Source organism: Variovorax sp. efr-133-TYG-130 (assembly GCF_030208835.1).
Classification (GTDB): Bacteria; Pseudomonadota; Gammaproteobacteria; order Burkholderiales; family Burkholderiaceae_C; genus Variovorax.
In genome coordinates, this window is sequence record NZ_JARVTD010000018.1 from 21,701 (window position 1) to 43,351 (window position 21,651).

A 21,651-nucleotide genomic window follows, 5' to 3' on the forward strand; every position below is an offset into this window, starting at 1 on the left:
ACGCTCAGGCCGCGAGCTTGTCTGCCGTCGCCGATGTCGTGGGCGTAGCCTTGACGAGCTCACCGGCGACTGCCCACGGCAGCAGCTCGTCGATGCGGTTGCTCGGGTAGTCGGCAATGCGCTCGAGCACGTGCCGCAGATAGGCGTGTGGGTCAATTCCGTTGAGCTTGGCGGAGCCGATCAACGTGTAGATCACTGCAGCGCTACAGCCGCCGGCGTCGGAGCCGAGGTGCAGGTAGTTCTTGCGCCCGATCGCCACGCCGCGCAGCGCACGTTCGGCTGCGTTGTTGTGCGCCTCGATCCGGCCGTCGTCGACGAAGCGCGTCAGCGCCGTCCAGTTGCTCAGCGAGTACCCGATCGCCAATGCCATCGGCGACTTTGCCGAGACCTGCGACAGCGTTGTGGTGAACCACTCCCTCAATTCACCCAGCATCGGACCAGTGCGTGCCTGGCGAAGCTGCATTCGCTCGTCCGGCGGCTTGCCGCGGATGTCGGCCTCTACGCCGAACACCTTACCGATGCGCTGTAACGCCTGATGCGCCAGCGTGCCGGCCAGCTTGTGCTGACGCTCGTGGATGTCCCACACCTTGCGGCGTGCATGGCTCCAGCAAGCCGCCTCGACCACACGGCCGTCTTCGTACAGCGGGTGGTAGCCCGCGAAGGCATCCGCTTGAAGGATTCCCTTGAAGTGCCTCAGGTGGCCCACGGGGTGTTCGCCCTTGCGGTTCGCCGAGTATTGGAACCACACCGCCGGCGGTGCAGTGTCGCCGCTGGGGCGGTCATCCCTGACGTACACCCACAGGCGTCCGGTGCGAGCCCTGGCGCCCGCACCGCCGAGCACGCGGATCGGCGTGTCGTCGCCGTGGACCTTGTCGGCCGCCACCACGTAGCGGCCAATGGCTTCGGCCAGCGGGCTCAGCAGGCGTGCCGCCTGCGCTACCCAGTCGGCGAGGGTCGATCGCTGCAGATCCACGCCTTCACGGCCGTAGATCTGGCATAGCCGGTACAGGGGTGTGTGGTCGCAATACTTGCTCACCAGCACGTGCGTGAGCAGGCCGGCGCCGGCCATGCAGCGGTCGATGGGGCGGCTCGGCGCTGGTGCCTGCGTGATCGTGCTGCAGGTCGCACAAGCGAGCTTGGGGCGAACGTGGCGTACGACGTGGAAGGTGCCGGGCTCGTAGTCGAGCACCTCCGAGACGTCCTGGCCGATCTCGCGCAGGCTGCGACCGCAGGCATCGCAGTCGCAGCCGCTGTTCGGCATGTGCACCACGGTGCGTCGCGGCAGATGTGCCGGCAGATCCCGCACGCCGGTACGCTGTTGCGCCTGGCGCTTCTTGCGGGCCTGCTCGAGGGACTTGACGTTGGTGGAGTGGTGTTCGCCATCAGCGACGTCCTCACCTGGCAGCGCTGAGGGCACCGCCGGCTGCGCGAGCTGGCCACCCACCAGGTCGAGCTGCGCATGCTTGAGTTGCTCGCTGGAGCGGCCGTACTTCATGCGTCGCAAGTAAGCCACCTCGACCTTGAGCTTCTCGACGGTCAGCAGCGCGATCTTCAATGCCTCTTGCGAGCGCTGTACCTCGCCGCTGAGAGCGGCGTTGGCAACGAGCAGTTCCTCCGAGGTCATGGGCACGACTGTGCGTGAAGCAGCCAGTGCCTTCAACGGGAGTTGTCCTGTCAACGACAGGCACCAACGGCTATGCCGCTGCGCGCGGCTGCCAGGTGCGCTCAGGTCGGCGCTAGTCGATGCCTTCGAGCAGCATCGACAGCTGCGCGGCACTCAGCGAGATCGATCCCGACTCGGCCTGCGGCCAGATGAAGCGGCCACGCTCCAGGCGTTTGGCCAGCAGGCACATCCCATCGCCGTCACTCCACAGCAGCTTGACCAGGTCGCCGCGCCGCCCGCGGAAGACGAAGACATGGCCGGAGTACGGATCCTCGGTGAGAGCCGTCTGCACCTTCGCTGCCAGCGTGTCCATGCCGCAGCGCATGTCGGTTACGCCGGCCGCCAGCCAGACGCGGGTGCCTGCGCGCGGGCCGATCATGCGCTTTGGCGCAGCGCGCGCAGGACGCTGCACAGGCTGGCTTCGTCCACGGCACCACGCAAGCGCAATTGCGCGCCGGCGAACTCCAGCTCAATGACGCCGCTGCGCGGCGCAGATCTCGATGGCGGTGACGTTGGCTCGACTAAAGTGGCCATCGTCATGACCTCGGCGTCCGACGAGACCTTCACCGGCAACAGCACAGCGCAAGCCGTGTTGCCCGCTGAAGTCTCAGCACGCCGGAACTCACGTCGCCAGGTGAACAGCAAGTTGGCGTTGATGCCGTGCTCCCTCGCGATTGCCGATGCCGACGCTCCTGGCTGCAAGCTCAGCTCAACAAGCCTGGCCTTCAACGCCCGATCGTGATGGCGCCGACCTGGTTCTCCCTCACTCTTCATGATGTACACGCACTCCTGATGATGGGCACCTCATGCGGTGCCATTTGTTCAGGTCACATGCTCTCGACTTCGGAAGGCTTCAGCAAGACGGCCTTCGTCGGACTATTACTCCTCACGCCCTTGTTCGACTCCTCCTCCACACTGTTGAGGTTGCCCTGGAATTCCAGTTCCGCCTGCTCGGCCCATACAGCAACCAACTGCGATTCCGTTTCCGCGGCAAGCAGCAACTCGAGTGCAGCTTGTGCATCGTGCGCGCGGATGGACTCTCTCGTGGGATCCCGCAGGACGTCCAGAATGGAGCAGGTATCAAGGCACAGGATGGGTGCGCCCAAAGCGACGATCCTCGCCCGCTCGACTGTCGGTAAGCTCATCGATCAGACTGGTCGTACTGCGCCAACAACGCCAGGCCGAATTCATATTCGATCGCTAATAGTTGAGCGACGTCATCCGACCAATGCTCGATCTCCACCAGCCAACGACAAAGCCTGCCCGGGCCCAGCGGCGGCGAGTCGCGGTGCGCAAGAATCACGAAACTCAACCACCGCGTTTGATCCAGCGGATGCGCGGATCCGGTTGACTTGTTGGCCAGTGCCGAAAACCGGCGCAGGGCCGTAGCTGTTTCAGGACTGACCCAATCCTCCAAGGCTGCCGCTCCTGACGAAACCTCTACCTTGTGACCACTTTTGTTCGAAGCCGGCACCGCAATGCGCTTCTGGAAATCGCTCAAGAGTGCGTTGTACTCTGCGTGGCTGAACGAACTGGACTCCAACGGAACGATGTTCGCAACCGAGTAGCCATCGGGTGCCGACCACAGCACCAGTCGAGCGGCCGCCAGCCCATCGCCAGCTTCACGACTAAAGGCCATGGCCTCTTCGTCACCTGACCCGGTACGCAGTTGCGCTTCGCGCTCTTCTTCTCGGGTCCAGCGCGTATCGGATCGAGCCGTTTCATCGAGCGCCTCGCGCAACGTTTCGCGCTCGATGCCGGGAGCCTGCATGGACAGATCCTGAAACACGGCGAGAGCATCGCTATTCGCCATAGATCCTCGCTTATAGATGGTGGCAAGAATACGCGGTCGGCACTCGCCTCGTTGAGTGAAAGTACTGCAGGCCGCAGCGCTTGATCACCGAACCTGCGTAAGAAACCTCGCTGGGATTCGGCTGATCCGGCTCGCTCGTAAAGTGCCCCTGATGAGACCGAAAGCGGAATTATTTGTGGGGGCTTGCCGGCCGCTGGCTTTTGCCCTACATTCTCACTCATGAAAGTGAGTGAGCAAAATCTTCTGCCGCTTCGCACGTTCCTTGGCGTGTCCGTCCTGGCCGGCGCCGCCTCGGGACGCGAAGCTGCAGGCAAGCTACAGGTCGCCGTATCCGCCCTGAGCCCCCCTTGGGTATTCGACTTCAAAGGGATGGAGCTGATCACAGCGAGCGCCTTCCGGGAGGCAATCCTGTCAATCGTTCGCTGGGCAGCTGAGGACGGACAACCCTGCTTCCTCGCCAATGTCGACGAAATCACGCGCGATGAAGGACTGATTGCAGCAGCCCAATCCAGCAACGTCCTGCTTTTCTGTGCTCTCGAGGGCTCAACGATCACGGACGTGAACGCGAGAGGTCTCTTGGACCCGAAGTTGGAGACGACCCTGGCATTGGTCCTTCAACTCGGTGAAGCCGACGCCAAGGCGGTCAGCGACGCCTCCGGCGAAGGCACCGTCACGACCGCATGGAACAACAGACTCGTGGCCTTGAATCGCATGGGTTTGCTCGCCGAACGCAAAGTTGGAAAGACCAAGTACTACTCCCCTGTGGTGAAAGGCATGTCTTATGGGCAATGATTTTCTGCGCAAGCAGCGTGAGAGCCGCACGAAAGGCTGGAACAGGCAACTCTACATCGGGACGCACGACCTCCTCGCTTCGTTGGCGCCAGGCGAGGAGCTGGGCTGCCGCGCTTCCGTTTTCGGTGAGATGCCCCCGGTCGGCCGCAAGCTGATCCTGCAATTGCTTGATGGCGCGATCAAGGTACGCGACGAGAACATCTGCATCGGTGAAGTCAAACGGCCGAAGCCCGAACTGCTTCTGGATCTGCAGTACGGCAGAGGCCTCGCCATCGTGCATGTGCGGGCGCAGTTGCCGGCGGCCAGCTGCATCGACCTCATCGTGGAACGCTGATGCTGAGCACAGACGCGATCCGGTTCGGCGCGACATTCAAGGATGTCGGTCAGGGCCAGCCTTTGCTCGGTTGTGGAAATTGCATTGACCGTTCGGTCTGTGGCGGCCTCCATCTGCGCAATACAGGCTCGCTGCTCGTCTCGTGCATGTCGCACTGCAATTGTGTCGACCCGAGCAAATGCGATTTCGTTTGCCCACGCAAACCGGAAGAATATGTCAGGCGGCATCGCGAAGTCGATGGCTGGGACCTCACAAACATCCCGAGAGCCCGCACCGTCGAAGTTCCCCGCTTGTCAGACTGGATTGCGCTGCTGCAAGGCAATCTGATGCCCCGTCGCGTAACGGTGCTCGATGACCACGTGGCACTGCCGCTGACCTACGCTCTGAGGGGCCGGGGGCATGCAACACGCGCAAGGAGCCGCCAGGAGCTCACCCAGGACTACGGCGTACGGCCGCGCCACGGCTGGATTTTGTCTGGCGTTCAAGAAGACCCCGCCGTTGAGCGCATCTGGACCCTGCCGGACATCAGCCGCATCGCCCGGCAGCTTGTGCACGCGGGCGCTATCTTCGCCACTTCGCCGGATTTCAGCACGATCCTTGATAGCCCACGGCACGACAATCTGCACGCGATGAAGCGGATCGCATGGGTTTGGTACCACATGACCCAGGGCGGCCTGTGCACGGCGTTGCACCTCAACGGCCGCACGGATCATGATTTCGTTCGATGGGCCGAGTTCATTCGACAGCAGCCGGCCGTGCGAGCCGTCGCCTTCGAATTCCTGACTGGTACAGCCACAAAGCAAAGCGCAGATCAGTATTGCGCACGACTCACCACTCTCGCTCGTGCCGTGGGACGTGACCTGGTCCTCGTGATTCGCGGCAATGCAGAGGCCGCGCATTCGCTTAGATCTGTCTTCAAGCAAGTTGTATTCATCGATTCGACTGCCTACATGCGCTCGATGAAGCGCCGCAAAGCCTACTTCAATGAGAGCGGCCGGGTTGGATACTTGTCCGTCAGCACCAGCACGAGCCGCGAAACGCAAGCTCTGTTGCGCCACAATATTCAAACCCTGCGCTTCGCTTCCACGCAATCTCGTTTACCGCCGGAATCTGATTTACAGACTCAATTCAACTTCCAGGCGTTACCAGTGCAGCAGAACACTGACGATAAAACCACGCAGATTCCCCTGTTCACGCAAGAGGAAACTTGAGCGGTCCGACCCCTGCTCAAGTTCGATGCTGGCTGCATCGCTCCGGACTCTGAGGCTGCCATCCAACGAGCGCACTGACTGAATGACCGTCTGAAATCCTGTTCCTCGAGCTGCATCGCCTGTGCGAGAGCGATGGTCGATCACTGCCCACTTGAGCGCCATTTCCGCATCGGTCGGTCGCTCCAGGAGAGGCGAAGCAAGGTAGCCGCCCATCACGCCGCAGCCGCTATCGGCCACCACCATCCAGGCGGAACGTTCCTGCACCTCGAAAGCGCCAAGCCCATCCACGCCATTGCCGGCATGCTCTTGGACGTTGTTCAGCAACTCGTGCAACCCGCCGGACAAACGCAGCGCAGCTGAAGTTGCCGCACCAGCCTCGACCAACCGCTTGCGAAAAGCATCGGCGAAGTCGTTCGCCGCGGCATTGGCCTCCGGCCCTCCGCCGCTTCGATGGTGCAGGATGCCTGTTCCGTTTTCATTCAAATAGGGTCGCTCCGACTTCAGGGATCGACGAAGCAGGCGACCCCGGTTCGAGGCGTCAGCGATCTGGACTGCGCGGTCGCTCCCACGCCGCAGTATCAGCAGTTCGAGCAACGGGCCAAGGCCGATATCGGACGCATCCACCTTCAAAGGTGCGCTGCCGGCGCCGTCCAAAACGGCGGCGACATCGTCCGATCGAGCGAAGCGCTGCTGGAAGTTCATCGCCCTGGTGTGCTCCTCTGACCAGGTCCATTCCTGTCGTATGAAGTGGCTCCCGGTTTCAAGGCGTGCTACTCGCGATTGACTCGACGCAATGTGATGGAGATACGCCGCCCGCGGACCACGCCCATCTCTTCGAGACGAGGCGGAATTTCGTGTTGCCAAGACGTGCGCGCCTCACCATCGAGCACTACTGCACTCCGACGGGGTAGAAGCTGCCCATACCGCTCCAGCTTCCGATCGCTAGACGTCCTGGTGAACAGCATTTCCCAAGTCTCGTTGAGGCTGATCGTGACGATCGGCCCCCGGAAGCACTCGATGCAGTCGACATGCTTTGCGATACCCTGCTTCCCCTGATACTCGTTGACGATGACCTGGTCGGGCTCCTCGCTGACCACGCCCTTCTCAACGAGTCTGTGCGCCAACTGTTGTGCCCATGCCGGCAAGGGACCGATCCTCGCGGACGGACTGACCTTCCGGGTCTTGTAGTCATATTTCCAACCATAGTGCTGAACGCGTCGACGCATCGACGTGTCCCATTGCGCGGCATCGATGGCCGCGAGCAACTCGTGCTCCTCCCGCTCATTAATGAACTCGGGAACGACACCAAGGCCTTTCGGACGCTCAGATGCAACGTGCGCAATCTTGGGAGCGCGGGCCTTAGTCTTCTTGGGTGTCGACGCGACTTTCTCCGTCTCGATCGATTCCAATGGCAATACCGGCTTGAATGGCTCCACCCCGTCCACCTGCGATTCAAGGCTCCCAGGATCGCCCAAGGGACGGACCAATGGCTTTGTCTCGTTCGGTGGACGCTGTAAACGCTGCGCGATGGATGCCGTGGCCAACCAGTGCTTGAACTTCACCACGTCAAGCCGCGATTCAACACGAATGTTTCCCGCCGCTCTGAACTCGATCGCCCCGCTTACTTTCAGAACCCTGTGCTTCGGATCCAGTTCGGCGGTCCCTTCGCCAAGGAGGTCATATTCACCGGCATTCAGGACCAGATGGCTCTGCGACAGCTCCGGGCAAAATTCCTCGGCCAAGCTTTGCGCAGCCTCGCGCACTGCTTCGTCGCCGAGGTCTGCCTGATACCAACGCCCGCGGCTACCGATCTTGTGCTCCACCCAGACTTTCCCGTCATCTAGGATTCGAAATCCCTTTTCGTCAATGACCCACTCCAGCGGCCCCTTGGTCATCTGCGACCAGGGACCCGCATCCGCCTCAGAAGCCAACACCCACGTGCGAAGGGCGATCAGCTTCCGGGTGGCGAGCGAGCCTTTCCATTCAACAGGGAGAGAGTTGTATCCGTTGACGTAGCCGGAAAGGGTCAACCCCGTCCACCACGCTGCTGGAGGGATCGCAGGCCACTCCTCCGGCCAGCGCATGAACTTCTCGGGTGACGGTCGCAAGAGCAAAAGCTGCAGCGACAGCGCCAGGGGATCGTCGACCAGCCCTACGTCCTTGATGGTGGCACGATCCTCCAGAACGGCGGAAGTGCTGTCCAGCAGTCGTTTGATACGACTGCCATCTTCACCAAGTCTTTCCGCAAGGTCACAGATACCCTGAAGAATTGATTTGGGCCGCCATTCTTTCGCCACTCTTGGACCAGATAGCTCATGGAGCATCGCCCCCCACAACGGTGACTGGAACTGCGAATCATCTGCCTTGAATGCCCAGGGCGGAGTTCTCCACCACAAGGCATCGACAGCGGCCGCAGACGCCACCGGGGCGCGACCTGAGAGGACGTCACACAGCAGTGCCATCCAAGGGCCAATGGCGGGGACAGCCCAAATTGCCAATGCCGCGGCACCACGCAGCGCATTCCAGTTTGAGGGAACATTCCTGGTCCCGGCTGTTTCGATCGCCACCGGTGGCGCGGCTTGTACATGAAACGCGCCAACGCTCATCGGCTGGGAAGGAACCTCCATGTCGACAAAACCGCGTACAAGCGATATCAGGTTCGCGCGCGCATCTTCGGACTGAAAGACGAAATGTGAGACGGCAAAAAGAGGAAGCGGACCTTCCCAGGAAATCGCCTCGGCATTCGGGTCGATCTCTTCAAGCGGGTGTTCAGCCCATGCGCCAGCTCCCCAAACCATCACCTTCTGCAGGGGCAACTTCGATTGATCAAACCAAACTGCAACCTGATGCCCCTTCGAGAGCGCAGCCGAGTCACACGGGGCTTCTATCCCCAGCAGCAAACGTCCATCGCTGCCGGCCATCAACCATTCGCACGCCAAAAACTCCATGACGCGCTCCTCGTCCAGCGCCACCCCAAATAACCGAATCTTGGTCACGGGTTGCGATGTCGAGGAGGCTGCGGCGAGAAGGTCCAGTTGAGCACTGGGCGGAGAACTCATGGTTCCAGTAGGGGTCGAGAGGGAAGATCTGCCAATTGTGCCGCGCTCAGTGCCACCGGCCCGTTGATCAGAAACAGGCTGTCGCGTGCCCTGGCAGAAAATGTGTAGAGGCGACGCTTCTGAAGAGCGGCCGTCGACGGAAGCGAACGCGAAAGGTCTTGGAGAAACACAGCGTCGAACTCCAGCCCGGTTGCCGACTCTCCCGAGATGATTGTGACACCCTCCTCCTGCATGCGAATTGCGTGTTCGGCACCCGCAGGCAGTTTACTGACATAGTGATCCACCCGCACCGCTCCCAGCGCCTTCTTGAAAAGGCCGGCGAGGAAAAGCACCTCGTTTCGTTCGTAGACGATGACCCCGATGGAACCACCGCGGTTGGCCAGCCGGGTGCTGACAGCCTGGACCAAATCCGCCCAGGTCTGCACGACCAGCAGTCGCGGTCGCTCGCCCGAAGAACCCCGACTGGCAGGAGGCTTTGGCAGTCGTCGATCGACATGGAACTGGCTGACGAAATCGACGATTTCCTGGGTGTTCCTGTAATTTATGAGCAACGGCTTCACGTTCGTAAAACCCGCAGCCTTCAGATCCGCCACCTGGCTTCCGTTGTCATCCGTTGTCTGAAACTCATCGGCGAACACAGACACTGCCCGTGCGCCGTACTTACGCGCCCAGATGAAAAACTGCGGCGGCAGATTTTGTCCTTCGTCAACAACAAGGTGATCCAAGGCCGGCCGGACATTTGCATGCTCATAGGTGGCGAGAATTTGCGGCCAACGGAACTGAAACCCGGCCGTCGGGGCGAAGTGACCGAAGCGCCCTGAATATTCGGTGGTGAAGAACTTGTGCATCGTCATCGACTCGATCGAACAGCCTCCCTCCTCCAGAGCCAATCGGCTTGCGACAGCGGCCAGCAACCTGTTGCGAGTCACAAGCACGACCCGTTTTGGCGGAGTCATCGTAGCCAGGCGCCTTGCGCGCCACAGCGCCATCGATGTCTTGCCAGATCCAGGGGGGCCCACTACCAAGAGCGACTCATCCAAGTCCTCAAAGTACACGGCACGCTGTTCTTTCTCAAGAACGCTAAAACTTGGCAGTTTCATGAGAGGAGCCACTCGATGGGGACGGTTGAAGCTCGTGGTCGCACGAAGAGCGCATAGTGAATATCGCGGGCCTTCCCCCCGACGCTCAACACTTCAACCTTGTCCCCGTCTGACTCAAAGCCCGAAGCCGTCAACTGGGCCTCGAGTTCCGGATATTTTTCGCGAGCTGCCAGTCTCGCGGTGTTCGTATAGAGCAGCGCAACGGGTCCAAACCGCATGGCGTCGCATGCTGAGACGATTTCATTGGTGATTGATCGCACGTCGAGTGTCTTGCTTGCGAGAAGGTACGACGCCACAACAATAGTCCACCCTGCGCGTGGTTCCTCAAAGTTGAAATTGTTGAGTGAATCTCCAAATTGCACCTGCGTTTGGGAATGCAATGCGCCAATTTCGCGGGCTCCCACGGCGAGCTCTTCTCCAAAGTTCCGCATCGCTTTCGATGTGTCAATACCGAAGTAGCGAAACACCACGCCGCTCCCAGCGACGTCAGCCAGTGCCAGACCAGCGGTGAACGGCCCACACCCGACATCTATGACCGTTGCGTCCTGCAGATCAGTAGGGTTGGCGAGAAGTTGCGCAAATGCGTGCTGCAATTCGAGGACATGCCCTGGCTGGTTGAACCATGCATAGAGCATTGCGCGGTCTCGAGGTTTCAGATCCTCGATGTCTTCGTCAAAGTTTGCCTGCCCCCCACCTATTGCCTTAGAGAAAATCCAGGATTTAGAGTGTCCGAGCAGCGTTTCGTAGGCTCCGGTGTTCCTCTTATCCTCTCGGATAGGCCTGATCACGAGCTTGTTTCGCAGTTCAGCCAGCCAGTTGCTCTTGTTATTCAAATAGCCCTCCATTTATCTGCGGAGATGAATATACGCCAACGTTCGAAGAACGCAACGCAACGTAAATCGTCAAGCCGGACGCATGTCTTCCCATTGCCGAATCTGTCGCTCTCACATTGCGCGAGCCAGACAAGACTTTGCCAATGCAGAAATCTGGAAGATCGACACCGGCGGCCCATCGGATTCGTGAAGATGTAGTCAAGGACTGGCTTCAGACGCGTCGGTTTTGCTGTCCCACGACCAAGTGACTGCGCAGTCTGGCTCTATTCCAATGCCAAACTTGCGACCCGACCAAAGGAATACGGTTGATCGCTCGAAGTCGCCTCAAGCGGATCAACAATTGCTTAGTATTTGTTGCCCACGTACTGAGAGTCCCAAGCTTCAGGAATCTTCAACCCGTCACCCACGGTGAAGTTCTTGCCGCCATCATCGAGATTGAACGTCATCTTCGCCCACAAGCCCACGGTTTTCCAGATCAGAGAGCCAGGGTCCGATTGCCTGGCGCTGCTGGCCTGCCTGTGGGGGTGGATGTGAGTGATCTTTCCGCCATTCGCCGCCACCGCGTCAACGATCCATCTCACAGCCGTTTTGACCGCCTCAGCCTGAACAGCGGGCAAATCCATGGGTTGGCGCTTTGGGCCTGGACCACCCGGTTGCCACAGCGTGTCGAACTGACCTTCAATGCCGGAAAACCACCCATCGATCTCGATGCCCACGCTGGATCGATTGAAGTTACCGGCGTGATTGCAGACCTCGGTCAACTCGTAGAGTTGATAGATCTTGCCGGCGCGCGTGACGCCAAAGTGGATGGGGACCCGGTGCCATGCCGAAGCCTTTTCTCCCATCTTGGTGGCCGTCTGATGCAAGACGATGGCCGTGACGTTCGACCAGGTGCGATAAGGCATGGAGACGGATCGTCCCGAATGAGGGTGCTTGGCGCGTTCGTCGATGATTCCTGCGGTAGGTACCTGCTGCTGCAACGCTTGATAGGCCTTGTCCAGTGCCGCGGCGTCGGCGACCGTGATGGAGTCCGGGATCTCGTCGCCCGGCTCGCGCAAACCGACCGTGACCAGAAAGGCGCCAAATGCGGCCAGGGTCTCATCGCCCAGATCGCTATCGACCCCGAAACGGGGCAGTGCATAGCCCAATGCCAGGAGCTGCTCCTGGATATTCTTCACCTCGATACCCTTGGCGCCGCTCTTCAGTGGTTCTTGAATTGGCATGGTGCATCTCCTTCGTTGTGGGAAAAGACATCAGCAGGACGGCAGAAAACTGGATTGATCGAGATCAACCTGGTGAAGTACGGGCCGTCGACTTTTCTTGCACTGCTTGCGAGCCTTTCTGGCCGCCCTGGAGCGTCCAGCGTTACTCAATGGGGACTGAAAAGGCGCAAGCGATTGGCTTCACTCTCGGGCTATTGCGCTGAGCACTGAGTGACGACTTGCTTTGACGTAGAAGTTGAGAGCCGAATCGATCTCCCTACGGCGAGAGCAATTGCGCGGTTCATTGAACGCTTCATCTTTTCGCACCCTCCAGGGCATTTATGGCGCTAGTGTGGGAATGTCGACCAGAGTTGGCATCCCTCGTTTGTGGGAGGCGATCGAAACGATAGATACACCGCTTCGTGACCCGTACGCGTCTCAGAGGTCTTCCAAGCTCAATCTGTGCGGCCCCTCGCGCAACAACTGTCGACGAACTCTGGCGTACCAATTCAGGAGCCCGCGGGACCGAATAGCAATGGAACGACGTGGAGGGAGATGCCACCGGGAGTCTGTCGCGTTGGCACTGTCACTGGGAAGGATGGCCTCGATTTCTGCAGGGCAATCCAGTTGGCAATGCCGCGCCCGAGTGGCAATGCTCCGCCTTCTACCAAAAGGAATTGGAATCCGGAATCAGCAGCTCAGCTGCAGCATGACGTCAGGACCAGATTTCGTCTACGACGCCCAACTTGGTTTCTCTGTCAATCCACGATTGCGTGATGGGTTGAAGTTGGAGTTCGCTCCAGAATCGCCTTCCTATCCGACACTGGGGAGAAATCGATGCTGATATTCACAAACCGGGCGATGACAAATGATTCGAACGAGAAGGCATTCGGACGAGGCTTCATGCAGGGTGCGGATCAGCTCGGCATGGCGACCGTTGAGGGCGACGATGCGACAGGATGGACGATCTCGGCCGCAACGACCAAGGTCACGGACAAGAATGCCTCTGCCGTTTTGGAAAAACTGTTCACGGGTGGCTTGCCCGTATTGGTCTACATCCATGGCAACAACAACACGCCGGCGAAATGCTTTAACCGGTGCAAGACGCTGGAGAAGCTTTACGGGAAGCCCGTCATCGGCTTCTCATGGCCGTCCGAGGGGTACGCGTCAGACGGCTCTGTAATCACCGGCGTGAATGCGAGCGAAGATGACGGCGACGAAGAAGAACTCAACGGCGTGACCGCGGCCGGCAAGAAGCAAGGCAAGGGGAAGATTCTCTCGAAGATCAACCGGTATCACCAGGCGACGAAGAACGGAAAGGACTCTGGCGAGGCATTGGCCAGGTTCCTGCGACTTCTCGCCGCAGCCAGGTTGCGCGCGAACCAGCAACCGTTCACCCTGGCAGCACACAGTCTTGGCGCTCAATTCCTTGAGTACACGTTGGATCTTTCTGGGGCCAGCGAGTCGGCCTCATCCGCGCAGAACATCATCCTGCTCGCGCCGTGCGTTCGCTCCAGCGGGCACAAGACCTGGCTCGGGAAGATGCGCCCCAAGGGACAACTGTTCGTGACCTTCAATCATGGTGATTCGGTCCTGGCAGCGGCCTCGATCGCCGACAACGGGACGGGACCGAAGCTGGGGCTCGATCCAACTGACGATCTCTTCAATGCGCCATACATGCGCTACATAACTTGCACGAATGCTGCGCCCGGCATTGGGGGGCACGCCTACTTTGCCGACAAGAAGATGTCCAAAGCGATGGAGAAGGTTTTCTCTCGCATCTTCGGATCGCAAAGAGACATGACCCCGCCGGAATACGATCGCCAGGTTTACGGAGTCCAAGGCTCGGACAACGGCCTCATCAAGACTTTCAATTAGCTCGGACGACTGCAGCCGCCTTTGTTCGACGTCGACGGATAGCAAATCCAAGCGGCGCCAACGGCAACGCGCCGCAGCCGTCATGAGCTTGATCCAGTCAGCCAAGCGCAATGGGCACGATCCGTATGCCTATCTGAAGGACGTGTTCTTGCGCCTTCCGACACAGCTGCATAGCCGCATCGACGAGCTGCTGCCGCATCACTGGCAGCACAGCTGACCTCCTGCTCGCGCTCGTCGCCAAATGTGCGGCCCTCGTCAAGATGTGTTCGCCGTGTGCTTACCGTTGTCCGAACTGCACTCAGATCTTCACCGCCCGCAGCTAATGCGCGTTGGCAGCCTGGCCTGACGTCGGATCGTCTACGTCGTAGCCTTACTTGCTGACACCCCGCGGCGCTGCTTGAATTTTGCGTAGCTGAAGAGAATGAACGCTACGACGATCATGTGAAACATCAGGAACGGCACGATGGGGGCACACAGGATCCCGTTTCGGATCAAGCCGCTTATCTTGCTTGTGCCTCGCTGCCAAGGAAGTAGAACCCACGCGGCATGGTTGGAACTGGAAAGGATCCAGTTTGCTGAACTCAGCACATGGGTCAGCCACAGCGCTGCGTACGCTTGCATCAGGCTGAAGGCCGTCAATGGGTGCATGTCGGTCATTGTCTTCACGTAGCCGAGAGTCGCTTTCTCGTAGAGCGCCCATCCAGCGATTGCAAGCAAGAGCAGCGGAAGCAGGCGCCGAAAAACTCGAGCGGCCGTCCCATCCGGGTCGGCGCGGAGTTTCGGAAAGTAGAGGACGTAGCAAACGAGGAGAGCTATGGAGTACACGGTGTTTGATGTCCTGGATCGGGAGTCGCTGCCTCGCGGACTACGAGGGTGAAACGAAGCCCGGAATGTAGGGCGCGTTTGGGCGCCCTACAAGAAATTGTGGTTTCAGTTCCCCGACAGGGGCGCCACTGTCAAATACAGGCTGGTGGCGTCGCATATTGCGGCGCCTTCGCGAAGATCGTCTTCATCAAGTGGTCGCGAACGTCTTGCCATGGCTTTTTCTCGTCGACCGCCTGAATCAGCCAGGTACCGACCGTCACAGGGTCATTGCTGTAGGTGTGGTTGCCGGTCCTGAGCAGTTTCTTGAACCAGGCCGGCGTGACGTCCTGTTTCGCGTGCAACTTGTGATCCTGCTCTACGTAGTTGCGCACGTCATAGAGTGCGGCGAGGGGTGCGGTGCCGCCTGAACTCACCGCGACGCGGCAGGTGTGCGAAGGAGAAAAAGAGTCCTGAAGGATGTGAAGCATCGAGCCGAGTGCTACATCAGGAGTGATTGAGTCGCGGACCGCGAGTTTCTCCGGCTCTTTCCCATCCGGTTTCGTAAAGAGTGAGCGAACAACAATGTTCCTGGGGTCCGCACATACATTCTTAGCAATAGAGGGCAAGTGCAGTCTCACCTCCTGGTCCGCATTGATTGCATCATTTGGCTTCGTCTTGCCAGTCGCGACGTCGTACGCGAACTCCAGCCAGACCAAGGCGTTTGCGGTGACGTCGTCCAGTTTCACCGCGGCTGGCTCTGTCCTCTTTTTCGTGGACATGAAGTGCAGATGCTGAAGATTGCCGAAGTGCGAGTGTTGTGGAAGATGTTCTTTGATCGGCACAGGACACTCGTCGGTGCTGCCCTCGTAAGTGGCGTACTTTTTCTTAGCGAATACTTTTTGCACATTTTTTATGCCATGGCGGAAATCATCGCTGCTGCCCCATAGGTACATGGAAGGGTCGTCGTTCCACCAGGTCCCTTGAACGATGATGATCGTCTGGTGTTTTGGCCCGTTGCCAACACGCCACGTCGGAGCGTAGAGGAGGTTGGTGGAGCTTTTGAGCCCGCCAGGTGTTTGCTCTGTCTTTGTTCCGACCGAATCACGGCCCGCGTACGCCTGCACGGTGGCCAGCGTCATGTGCTCGTGCACGCTGTCCTTCAACTGGGGGACTGCCCCGCATGGATTGATTCTGCGAATGGCTTCTTGCGAAGGCTTCCCGTTGGTAACGGTGAGGGTACGCAGGCAAGGATTGATCGTGAAGGCCGAGACTTCGCTAACGAGCGACAGGGCAGCAGCGGCCCCCAACAGCGGGATAAGCTTGAACAAGGTGACCCTCCAGGATCGGTGAAGCAGGTCAGGCCCGCTTTTTTTGGAAACTGGAGTTTTATCAGAGTCGGGTCGAAAAGTAATCAGTTGTTACCCGGCTCGCCTTGTTTAGCTGGGCGATACCCGAGAAGTCTCATTGCCTCCGTTAAGTCTTGTTTGGTCTGTCAATAGTCTTGCCAAGGTCGGCCGTCTGGAATGACGAGTGCTCCCGCGCTGTCTTGACGTTCCATTGCGAGCCACTTTTGATCGAGTTGAGCGCGTCCCAGGGAATCGGCGTGGAGACAACCTTGATGACTAGCGAGGCCCTGTGCGATCATCGGAACTCCACGCCTCCGACCCTGCGTTTAGAGCGCATCTGATTCGCGTGAAGTCATCGCGTAGAAAAAGCTCCCTGCTTGAAGCGAGCAACGAGGAAGAGACGCGAGGCCGATTGCCCCTTCAGCACGGCCCCGTCAAGATGTGTTCGCCGCGTGCTTACGGAAGTCTGAAGATACCATTGGGACCGACGAGACTTCCTGACGGAGCACCGTCACCCGTTGCCAAGGTCGAGTACCCCCGGCAATATATTCAGATCTTTGCCGAAGTCTCCCATCCCCCCATTCGCCAGGCCCAACGGTCCGGTCTTCGCGAATAATCGCATTGACGCAACGAACAAAAAAACTCCATGGAAACAATCCAAGTTCTGGCGCCTTTGGCGGGCGTCGTTTTAGGCAGTGCACTGACCGGAGTTTCAACCTATTTCAAAGATAAAAAAGAAAGAAGGCGGATCATTGCCGTCGCCTTGGCGGATCTGCTGGAAGTTCGGCACCACCTCGTTAGCAAGGAGATGGTTGTCAGTGCTATCCGGAGCAAGGCCGGGATCCAACCCGGATGGTTGACCCAACTACGCTCTGCAATCGATGCTATGGCGCCATTGGACACGGGCATTCATCAACGTTACGACGCGGCGATTTCGCTCCTTGCCGGAGTTGATCCAGTTCTGGCATTCAAGATGCGCTCCAAAAACCTGGTGCCGTCGATTCTTTCGAAGATTCGCACGCAAACGCCAGAAGGCGCGGACAGCGCTCTCCTCGACTTGGCGGAAGTTGATCTCATTGGCGCTGTTGCACCGACCTTGGATTTGGCCCTATTGACGCTTTCCAGAAAACATTCCTTCTCCACCGCGCGACAAGTGGGATCGATCATCGCCCGCTCCACCGTTTTGCCACCTGAGGTGACGAAGCTGCTGTCTTATATCGACGGCGCCAACCCATCAAGTCCTCGCTAAAGGTTGCGCAACCGTAGGGCAGTACCTGAGATAACGCATCGCATACCAACAAAGCTCCTTCATCGGAACGCATTCATTGCTGCTTCCGATGCAGGGCATCTTCTCCTGCGGTCAGGCCTTCGATTTCGTGAGTCTTAAATAGCCATGCCGAGAAGTGGATTAGCGAGAAGCCTGACGCGCATGGCCGGAACTTCTCTACTCACGGATTGTTGATTTCTCCTCTGGCGTGACCCAAATTTCCGCAGGCGCTTGATCTGCCAATACCTCTGGGTAGACGCCCGCTGCGCCTTGCAATCGGTGCACAAAGGGGCAGGGCTCGATGGAAAAGTGGGTTACGCGAGCGTTTGCAAGAAAACAAGCTGGTGCAGAGCATGTCGCGCAGGGCCACCACAAGCGCAAAGCTCGCGCAAATCTATGGTGTCGCGCCATCGAAGCTTCTCCGGACCACGGTCGAGGTTGATCGCTTCATGCTGGCCTGACCCCGGGGCCTTTGTTCTGCATACCGTGTTCAAACCCGGCGCAGAGCGAAGACGATGCGATGATCAGACGGAATACAGGCCACACTGTTCACACTGGCCAAGCTCGAAGATTGCGCTCATGCGAATTCACCCAGCGAATTTGATGCCAACCCGTTCAGCAGACGGCTTAGTTCTGATGACCCCAGTGGGTGGTCGATGGGGTTCAGTCCAAAGTTGACGCCTGACCGTAGCCGGTGACGCGCTTGGCTGCACGTATTTGCCCCGCCTTCAACTCGCTGCGGTGACGATGCCTCCGGCCATTGCTCCCCCGGTTGCTGTGCCCGCTGCAACGACGACCGCGGTCCCCCGGCCATACCTGCGCCGCCTGCGGCCAAGCTACCGCCGCCGAGCGCGGCAAGCCGCCTCCCGTGGGCGGCGAAGGATGTCTCATCGCTCCGGCGACATGTGCTCCTCTTGTCGTGTTTGCGTTCGTCGCTATTTCGCCGGAATTCTGCGCGTCCAAAGCGCCCAGACATCAACTCTTCTATCCTCAGGGAAGCCGGTTCTCCTTGTGTCTGCGGCAGCGGTATCAAGCGCAGGCGTATGACGAGGGCCGGACACAAGTGCGATGACCTGATCCTCGCGGAGTTGGCAAGTTGGATCGATCTCCTTGCATCTCTTGATAATGGCCTGCTTGACCGTCTCGGCTCTGGCCATCGCCAGTCCAGCATTCGCTTCAAACTGTCGGCTGGCAGCCCCTCTTATGGGAAGGCGATCCGTTGCACCAATGACCAGCAAGACAGCGCCCCTCTTGTCGGCGTGACCTTGCAGCCAGGCGCGGGAAAACTGGCTGATCTCGTCCGAATTAGCCACTGGCAGGCGTCCTTTGTCTTGTGTCTCAATATTTTGGGCTTCACCAATAGCGAATCGATCCAAGTAGCCGAGGCGCTCGGGCCCCAGAGCGCCTTGTTGCCGTAAGTCGATTGAAGGCTGCAGGACCAATTTATCCAAACTGACCTTGAATAGGCTGTCGATTTTCAAGTTTTTGACGAGTACGAAGCCTCCTGCAGAAAGGGTCGCAGCCGTCACAAGAGACGCGCCAATAGCTTTCATCGTCGGCGCCGTGAAAGTGAGCAAGACCACGCCCCCGATGAATGAAACCGTGCACAACCCAAAGAACAGCCATACCGTCCACGATGCCCAACTGCGGATCGTTCCTTCGCCTGGAACGCCGATGACGCGCTCGCTGAGCTGGTTGACATTCAGCTGATTCGTCCTGGTCTCGGGGGGCGCTTCTATTGCACGACGGATAGCGGCTACGTCATCTTCCATGCGTGGTGAGCAGCATGGCTCGAAACGCCTACCGGCAGCTTGATCGCCTTGTCTGAAAGTACCCGTGGTTAACGGAATGATTAGGAACACAGCGAGCAGAACTAGGCTGCCGCCTAGAGATGCCTGTTTTGACCAGAAGAAAATGATCTGAAGTCTATTGGGTCTTGAATAGCGGTCGTACTTGTAGTCGGCATCGGCGCCCTCAGTCTTCGTGCCGTTCCGCAGCGTGACAGTAGTCAGCATGTATGCAGCGACGTACTGCAGAAAATCCAGGAGAAGAGCTGCCAATGCAAGTGTGCCGGCAAACCATAGCAGAAAGTTGAACGACGATTGCGCTGGAAATGTCGACGCATCTTTTCCCGGAAAAAGGAGGAGCCAGACGAAAGCAAGGACGCCGATCGAAAGAGTTCGAACCTGCGCGCTTATCCGCTCGGATACCTCTTTTTTTCGCGCCAGGATGTCTTTTTCACTAGCCATCAACCTACCGCTTGAAGTTCTTAAAGACGGCTTGTCTCAACGCAAGCCGTGAAATCGATGGTCCAGGATCATTGCCAGTTCCTGGATCCTCCCCTTCTGCTGCCGATCGCAAGATAGCTTTAAGCGTAGTGTCTACGTGGATTCGCTTTGGCCGCCCTCCCCGGAAAAGCTGATTCTCGCGAACGTAGTCAACGACTTTGCGAGCAGCCACTGTCGCAAGGACTGGCTTGTAGCCCACAACGACGGATAACTCTGCGCTCGGTATCCGCGCCGCGCTGTCCGGAATCCGGCGCGACGTCGTACGTGTAGGCGTTCCAAATTTCTTTGAGGGCGTGTCGAAATCGACAGGCTTGTTTGCGGTTACTCGCTTTGAAACGAAGTTCTGCTTTTTTTGCTGTGGTTTTTTGGGCCTAGCCAATACAACTCCTCGACGGCGGTAGTTCGCCGCCCCACTCAACTTTTAGATTGGTGCGAGTTTAGTCGCAGTGCTCGATACCCGCATTGGTGTATACGACCAACGAAGTCGCAGTCGGCAGGGGGGAAGTCTCCTAGGATGACGTATCCGTTGGGGTCCGCGCGAGCATCCTCATCTGCGATGAGAGTTATCATCAAGGTGACGCCACGCGTTAACAACAAGAACTCGGGTTGACGGAGCATCTTGGGCCTATACCTGATGTGGAAAGCTCTCACTTATCAATCTTGACAATGCTTCCTCCTGCTGCGCCACGTAGATAGGAAGCTGCTCATTGGAGATCGACTCCTTCAGCGTAATCCTGCGAACGCTGCGCTTCTCACGCTGTGCAATCGAAGGCATATTTTTTGCCAGGACCTCACGCATCTTGATGGCGTCCGATTCGGACGGCATGTAGCCGGGCACGAAAACAAGGCGTACGCGGCAGTGAGAGTCATTTAATCTGTAGGCACTCAGATACACGGGGAAGTAGCTCTCGGGATCATAGAATTGATCCACACTTCGGGGCATCACATCGATCCAGGTACGCCCCCAACAAACATGCTCGGATTCAAACTGTGCGTTGTTTCGCAAAAGCATACGCCTGACTGAGGCAAATCCCTTGCCGTCCAGCAGTGCGAGAACTACGGCTTGATTCTGGGCCGCAAACAGCTGCGCACTTTCTGCAGCCTCCGCAACGGCAACCTTGCCCAGTAGCCAGAACTTCTGGGGCCGTCGCCCCATGGCGCAAACCGCCGTAGCCGCTTCGGGATGGTCGCGCCAGATATTCGCAACCAACTGCGAGCATTCCTTTTCGTTCGGACTCTCCCAACCGGTTTGCCTGCGACAGTATTCTTGTACTAATCGTGCCCCTTCGTTGCCCCGCTGGAGGTGAAGTTCTGCACGTTGTGCGCCTGCCCTAAGCCAGTCATAGCTGACAGGCACCCAATGCTGCAGCTCCTTTTGCAACGCTTTGGGATATCGATCTTCGTCGTCCAGATCGTAGTTGCGACCCAAGGCCACGAACCCGAGCTGGAAGTTCATCAGCCAAGGCGAGCTTTGCTGAAGCTTCACGACATAGTCTCGATACCGCTTGAGTTGCTCGGCGCTGAACTTCGGTCCAAGCTTGTTCTCTACCGCGATCAAGAAACGATTGACCGGATCAACTATCAGCAGGTCCAGACGATTGGCCTGGGTCTCCGCGAACTCGGTAGCAACAAAACAGGCACTGAGTCCGGAGGACTGAAGACGCTCAACTGACCAGTTCCGCGCAAATCCCTGGCTGGTACTTTTTTTGTCTGACTTTCCGCTTCTCCAACGCCTCGGAGACTGGTCGGCTACGTGCATCAGGAAATCGCGCACGATGGCCTCACCCTGTGCGTGGCCCTCCCGTGGATCGAAAAGCCAAGCCAGTATCGCGGAGTGCTGATTTTCTCCCAGATCGATCACATCGATGAGACCGTCACCGATCTTCAGCCTCTCTTGCAACTGCCTGAGGTTCTCATCCTGGAAGAACCCCGCCATCTGTTCAGACTTACTCATTCGCGCTTCTCATTTCTCAGCTTGAAGGAAATTGATTCAGACGACCATTTAGATTGAGATGAGTGAGAACACATCTTCGCCATCTCATGCCCGGTCTTTATTATTTC

19 protein-coding genes and 1 pseudogene are annotated in these 21,651 nt (G+C 58.5%); 6 read left to right on the top strand and 14 right to left on the bottom strand.

All coding sequences use genetic code 11. From position 1 onward, the window contains the following. Window positions 1-4: 4 nt before the first annotated feature. From tnpC to QRN67_RS17860, 5 genes are all read right to left on the bottom strand, one after another. Entirely contained in the window at window positions 5-1,609 is a 1,605-nt protein-coding gene (gene tnpC, locus QRN67_RS17840; RefSeq protein WP_503010910.1) for an IS66 family transposase, read from the bottom strand. A gap of 127 nt (window positions 1,610-1,736) precedes the next feature. Continuing rightward, the gene (gene tnpB, locus QRN67_RS17845) at window positions 1,737-2,042 is read right to left on the bottom strand and encodes an IS66 family insertion sequence element accessory protein TnpB (protein WP_285412917.1); all 306 of its coding nucleotides are present in this window, start codon (window positions 2,040-2,042) and stop codon (window positions 1,737-1,739) included. After that, entirely contained in the window at window positions 2,039-2,437 is a 399-nt protein-coding gene (gene tnpA / locus QRN67_RS17850) for an IS66-like element accessory protein TnpA (RefSeq protein ID WP_285413006.1), read from the bottom strand. The genes tnpB and tnpA overlap by 4 nt, the downstream gene beginning before the upstream one ends. 53 nt (window positions 2,438-2,490) lie before the next feature. Beyond that, window positions 2,491-2,808: a hypothetical protein gene (locus tag QRN67_RS17855; protein WP_285412918.1), complete on the bottom strand. Its 318-nt coding sequence runs from the start codon at window positions 2,806-2,808 to the stop codon at window positions 2,491-2,493. Beyond that, the gene (locus QRN67_RS17860) at window positions 2,805-3,434 is read right to left on the bottom strand and encodes a hypothetical protein (RefSeq protein WP_285412919.1); all 630 of its coding nucleotides are present in this window, start codon (window positions 3,432-3,434) and stop codon (window positions 2,805-2,807) included. The genes QRN67_RS17855 and QRN67_RS17860 overlap by 4 nt, the downstream gene beginning before the upstream one ends. A 261-nt stretch (window positions 3,435-3,695) precedes the next feature. On the opposite strand from QRN67_RS17860, the gene QRN67_RS17865 reads away from it, so the two are divergent. The 3 genes from QRN67_RS17865 to QRN67_RS17875 are packed head-to-tail and all read left to right on the top strand — an operon-like array spanning window position 3,696 to window position 5,813. Continuing rightward, on the top strand, window positions 3,696-4,268 hold the full coding sequence (locus QRN67_RS17865) for a hypothetical protein (protein WP_285412920.1): 573 nt from the start codon (window positions 3,696-3,698) through the stop codon (window positions 4,266-4,268). Then, window positions 4,258-4,602 (top strand): hypothetical protein, encoded by a 345-nt coding sequence (locus tag QRN67_RS17870; RefSeq protein WP_285412921.1) that lies wholly within the window; start codon window positions 4,258-4,260, stop codon window positions 4,600-4,602. The genes QRN67_RS17865 and QRN67_RS17870 overlap by 11 nt, the downstream gene beginning before the upstream one ends. Beyond that, window positions 4,602-5,813 carry a DUF4417 domain-containing protein gene (locus tag QRN67_RS17875; protein ID WP_285412922.1) on the top strand — a complete coding sequence of 404 codons (1,212 nt, stop codon included), beginning with the start codon at window positions 4,602-4,604 and terminating at the stop codon, window positions 5,811-5,813. Before QRN67_RS17870 ends, QRN67_RS17875 begins: the two co-directional genes overlap by 1 nt. Here the strand turns inward: QRN67_RS17875 and QRN67_RS17880 are convergent. The 5 genes from QRN67_RS17880 to QRN67_RS17900 all read right to left on the bottom strand — a co-directional run bounded on the left by QRN67_RS17880 (window position 5,745) and on the right by QRN67_RS17900 (window position 12,028). Further along, window positions 5,745-6,515, bottom strand: a complete 771-nt coding sequence (locus QRN67_RS17880; RefSeq protein ID WP_285412923.1) for a hypothetical protein — start codon at window positions 6,513-6,515, stop codon at window positions 5,745-5,747. The genes QRN67_RS17875 and QRN67_RS17880 overlap by 69 nt on opposite strands. Window positions 6,516-6,583: 68 nt before the next feature. Beyond that, on the bottom strand, window positions 6,584-8,872 hold the full coding sequence (locus QRN67_RS17885) for an alpha-ketoglutarate-dependent dioxygenase AlkB (protein WP_285412924.1): 2,289 nt from the start codon (window positions 8,870-8,872) through the stop codon (window positions 6,584-6,586). Further along, window positions 8,869-9,972: an AAA family ATPase gene (locus QRN67_RS17890; protein ID WP_285412925.1), complete on the bottom strand. Its 1,104-nt coding sequence runs from the start codon at window positions 9,970-9,972 to the stop codon at window positions 8,869-8,871. The genes QRN67_RS17885 and QRN67_RS17890 overlap by 4 nt, the downstream gene beginning before the upstream one ends. Then, window positions 9,969-10,805, bottom strand: coding sequence for a small ribosomal subunit Rsm22 family protein (locus QRN67_RS17895; RefSeq protein WP_285412926.1), 837 nt, complete (start codon window positions 10,803-10,805; stop codon window positions 9,969-9,971). The genes QRN67_RS17890 and QRN67_RS17895 overlap by 4 nt, the downstream gene beginning before the upstream one ends. 344 nt (window positions 10,806-11,149) lie before the next feature. Beyond that, a complete protein-coding gene (locus QRN67_RS17900; protein WP_285412927.1) occupies window positions 11,150-12,028 on the bottom strand; it encodes a peptidoglycan recognition protein family protein in 879 nt (292 codons plus the stop codon). Window positions 12,029-12,844: 816 nt separating this feature from the next. Between QRN67_RS17900 and QRN67_RS17905 the strand changes: the two genes are divergently transcribed. Both QRN67_RS17905 and QRN67_RS17910 read left to right on the top strand, forming a co-directional pair. Beyond that, window positions 12,845-13,885 carry an alpha/beta hydrolase gene (locus tag QRN67_RS17905; RefSeq protein ID WP_285412928.1) on the top strand — a complete coding sequence of 347 codons (1,041 nt, stop codon included), beginning with the start codon at window positions 12,845-12,847 and terminating at the stop codon, window positions 13,883-13,885. Window positions 13,886-13,940: 55 nt separating this feature from the next. Further along, window positions 13,941-14,102: pseudogene (locus QRN67_RS17910) on the top strand (transposase domain-containing protein); the annotation flags it as partial. 140 nt (window positions 14,103-14,242) lie between these two features. Here the strand turns inward: QRN67_RS17910 and QRN67_RS17915 are convergent. Together QRN67_RS17915 and QRN67_RS17920 are read right to left on the bottom strand one after the other, a co-directional pair. Beyond that, complete coding sequence (locus QRN67_RS17915; RefSeq protein WP_285412929.1) at window positions 14,243-14,542, bottom strand: hypothetical protein; 300 nt, start codon at window positions 14,540-14,542, stop codon at window positions 14,243-14,245. 299 nt (window positions 14,543-14,841) lie between these two features. Beyond that, window positions 14,842-16,017, bottom strand: coding sequence for a hypothetical protein (locus tag QRN67_RS17920; RefSeq protein ID WP_285412930.1), 1,176 nt, complete (start codon window positions 16,015-16,017; stop codon window positions 14,842-14,844). A gap of 664 nt (window positions 16,018-16,681) precedes the next feature. On the opposite strand from QRN67_RS17920, the gene QRN67_RS17925 reads away from it, so the two are divergent. Then, window positions 16,682-17,284: a hypothetical protein gene (locus tag QRN67_RS17925; protein WP_285412931.1), complete on the top strand. Its 603-nt coding sequence runs from the start codon at window positions 16,682-16,684 to the stop codon at window positions 17,282-17,284. Window positions 17,285-18,237: 953 nt separating this feature from the next. On the opposite strand, the gene QRN67_RS17930 is transcribed toward QRN67_RS17925, so the two are convergent. Both QRN67_RS17930 and QRN67_RS17935 read right to left on the bottom strand, forming a co-directional pair. Next, a complete protein-coding gene (locus tag QRN67_RS17930) occupies window positions 18,238-19,551 on the bottom strand; it encodes a hypothetical protein (RefSeq protein WP_285412932.1) in 1,314 nt (437 codons plus the stop codon). Window positions 19,552-20,215: 664 nt separating this feature from the next. Next, window positions 20,216-21,544, bottom strand: coding sequence for a PDDEXK-like family protein (locus QRN67_RS17935; protein WP_285412933.1), 1,329 nt, complete (start codon window positions 21,542-21,544; stop codon window positions 20,216-20,218). Between the last annotated feature and the right edge of the window lie 107 nt (window positions 21,545-21,651).

What these genes read in the sequence shown, in the direction of transcription:
- QRN67_RS17900 (WP_285412927.1), bottom strand. Translation starts at nt 12,028, where the DNA reads ATGCCAATTCAAGAACCACTGAAGAGCGGCGCCAAGGGTATCGAGGTG.
- QRN67_RS17865 (WP_285412920.1), top strand. Translation starts at nt 3,696, where the DNA reads ATGAAAGTGAGTGAGCAAAATCTTCTGCCGCTTCGCACGTTCCTTGGC.
- QRN67_RS17905 (WP_285412928.1), top strand. Translation starts at nt 12,845, where the DNA reads ATGCTGATATTCACAAACCGGGCGATGACAAATGATTCGAACGAGAAG.
- QRN67_RS17875 (WP_285412922.1), top strand. Translation starts at nt 4,602, where the DNA reads ATGCTGAGCACAGACGCGATCCGGTTCGGCGCGACATTCAAGGATGTC.
- tnpA (WP_285413006.1), bottom strand. Translation starts at nt 2,437, where the DNA reads ATGAAGAGTGAGGGAGAACCAGGTCGGCGCCATCACGATCGGGCGTTG.
- QRN67_RS17880 (WP_285412923.1), bottom strand. Translation starts at nt 6,515, where the DNA reads ATGAACTTCCAGCAGCGCTTCGCTCGATCGGACGATGTCGCCGCCGTT.
- QRN67_RS17860 (WP_285412919.1), bottom strand. Translation starts at nt 3,434, where the DNA reads ATGCAGGCTCCCGGCATCGAGCGCGAAACGTTGCGCGAGGCGCTCGAT.
- QRN67_RS17870 (WP_285412921.1), top strand. Translation starts at nt 4,258, where the DNA reads ATGGGCAATGATTTTCTGCGCAAGCAGCGTGAGAGCCGCACGAAAGGC.
- QRN67_RS17915 (WP_285412929.1), bottom strand. Translation starts at nt 14,542, where the DNA reads ATGACCGACATGCACCCATTGACGGCCTTCAGCCTGATGCAAGCGTAC.
- QRN67_RS17935 (WP_285412933.1), bottom strand. Translation starts at nt 21,544, where the DNA reads ATGAGTAAGTCTGAACAGATGGCGGGGTTCTTCCAGGATGAGAACCTC.
- QRN67_RS17930 (WP_285412932.1), bottom strand. Translation starts at nt 19,551, where the DNA reads ATGGCTAGTGAAAAAGACATCCTGGCGCGAAAAAAAGAGGTATCCGAG.
- QRN67_RS17890 (WP_285412925.1), bottom strand. Translation starts at nt 9,972, where the DNA reads ATGAAACTGCCAAGTTTTAGCGTTCTTGAGAAAGAACAGCGTGCCGTG.
- QRN67_RS17925 (WP_285412931.1), top strand. Translation starts at nt 16,682, where the DNA reads ATGGAAACAATCCAAGTTCTGGCGCCTTTGGCGGGCGTCGTTTTAGGC.
- tnpB (WP_285412917.1), bottom strand. Translation starts at nt 2,042, where the DNA reads ATGATCGGCCCGCGCGCAGGCACCCGCGTCTGGCTGGCGGCCGGCGTA.
- QRN67_RS17855 (WP_285412918.1), bottom strand. Translation starts at nt 2,808, where the DNA reads ATGAGCTTACCGACAGTCGAGCGGGCGAGGATCGTCGCTTTGGGCGCA.
- QRN67_RS17885 (WP_285412924.1), bottom strand. Translation starts at nt 8,872, where the DNA reads ATGAGTTCTCCGCCCAGTGCTCAACTGGACCTTCTCGCCGCAGCCTCC.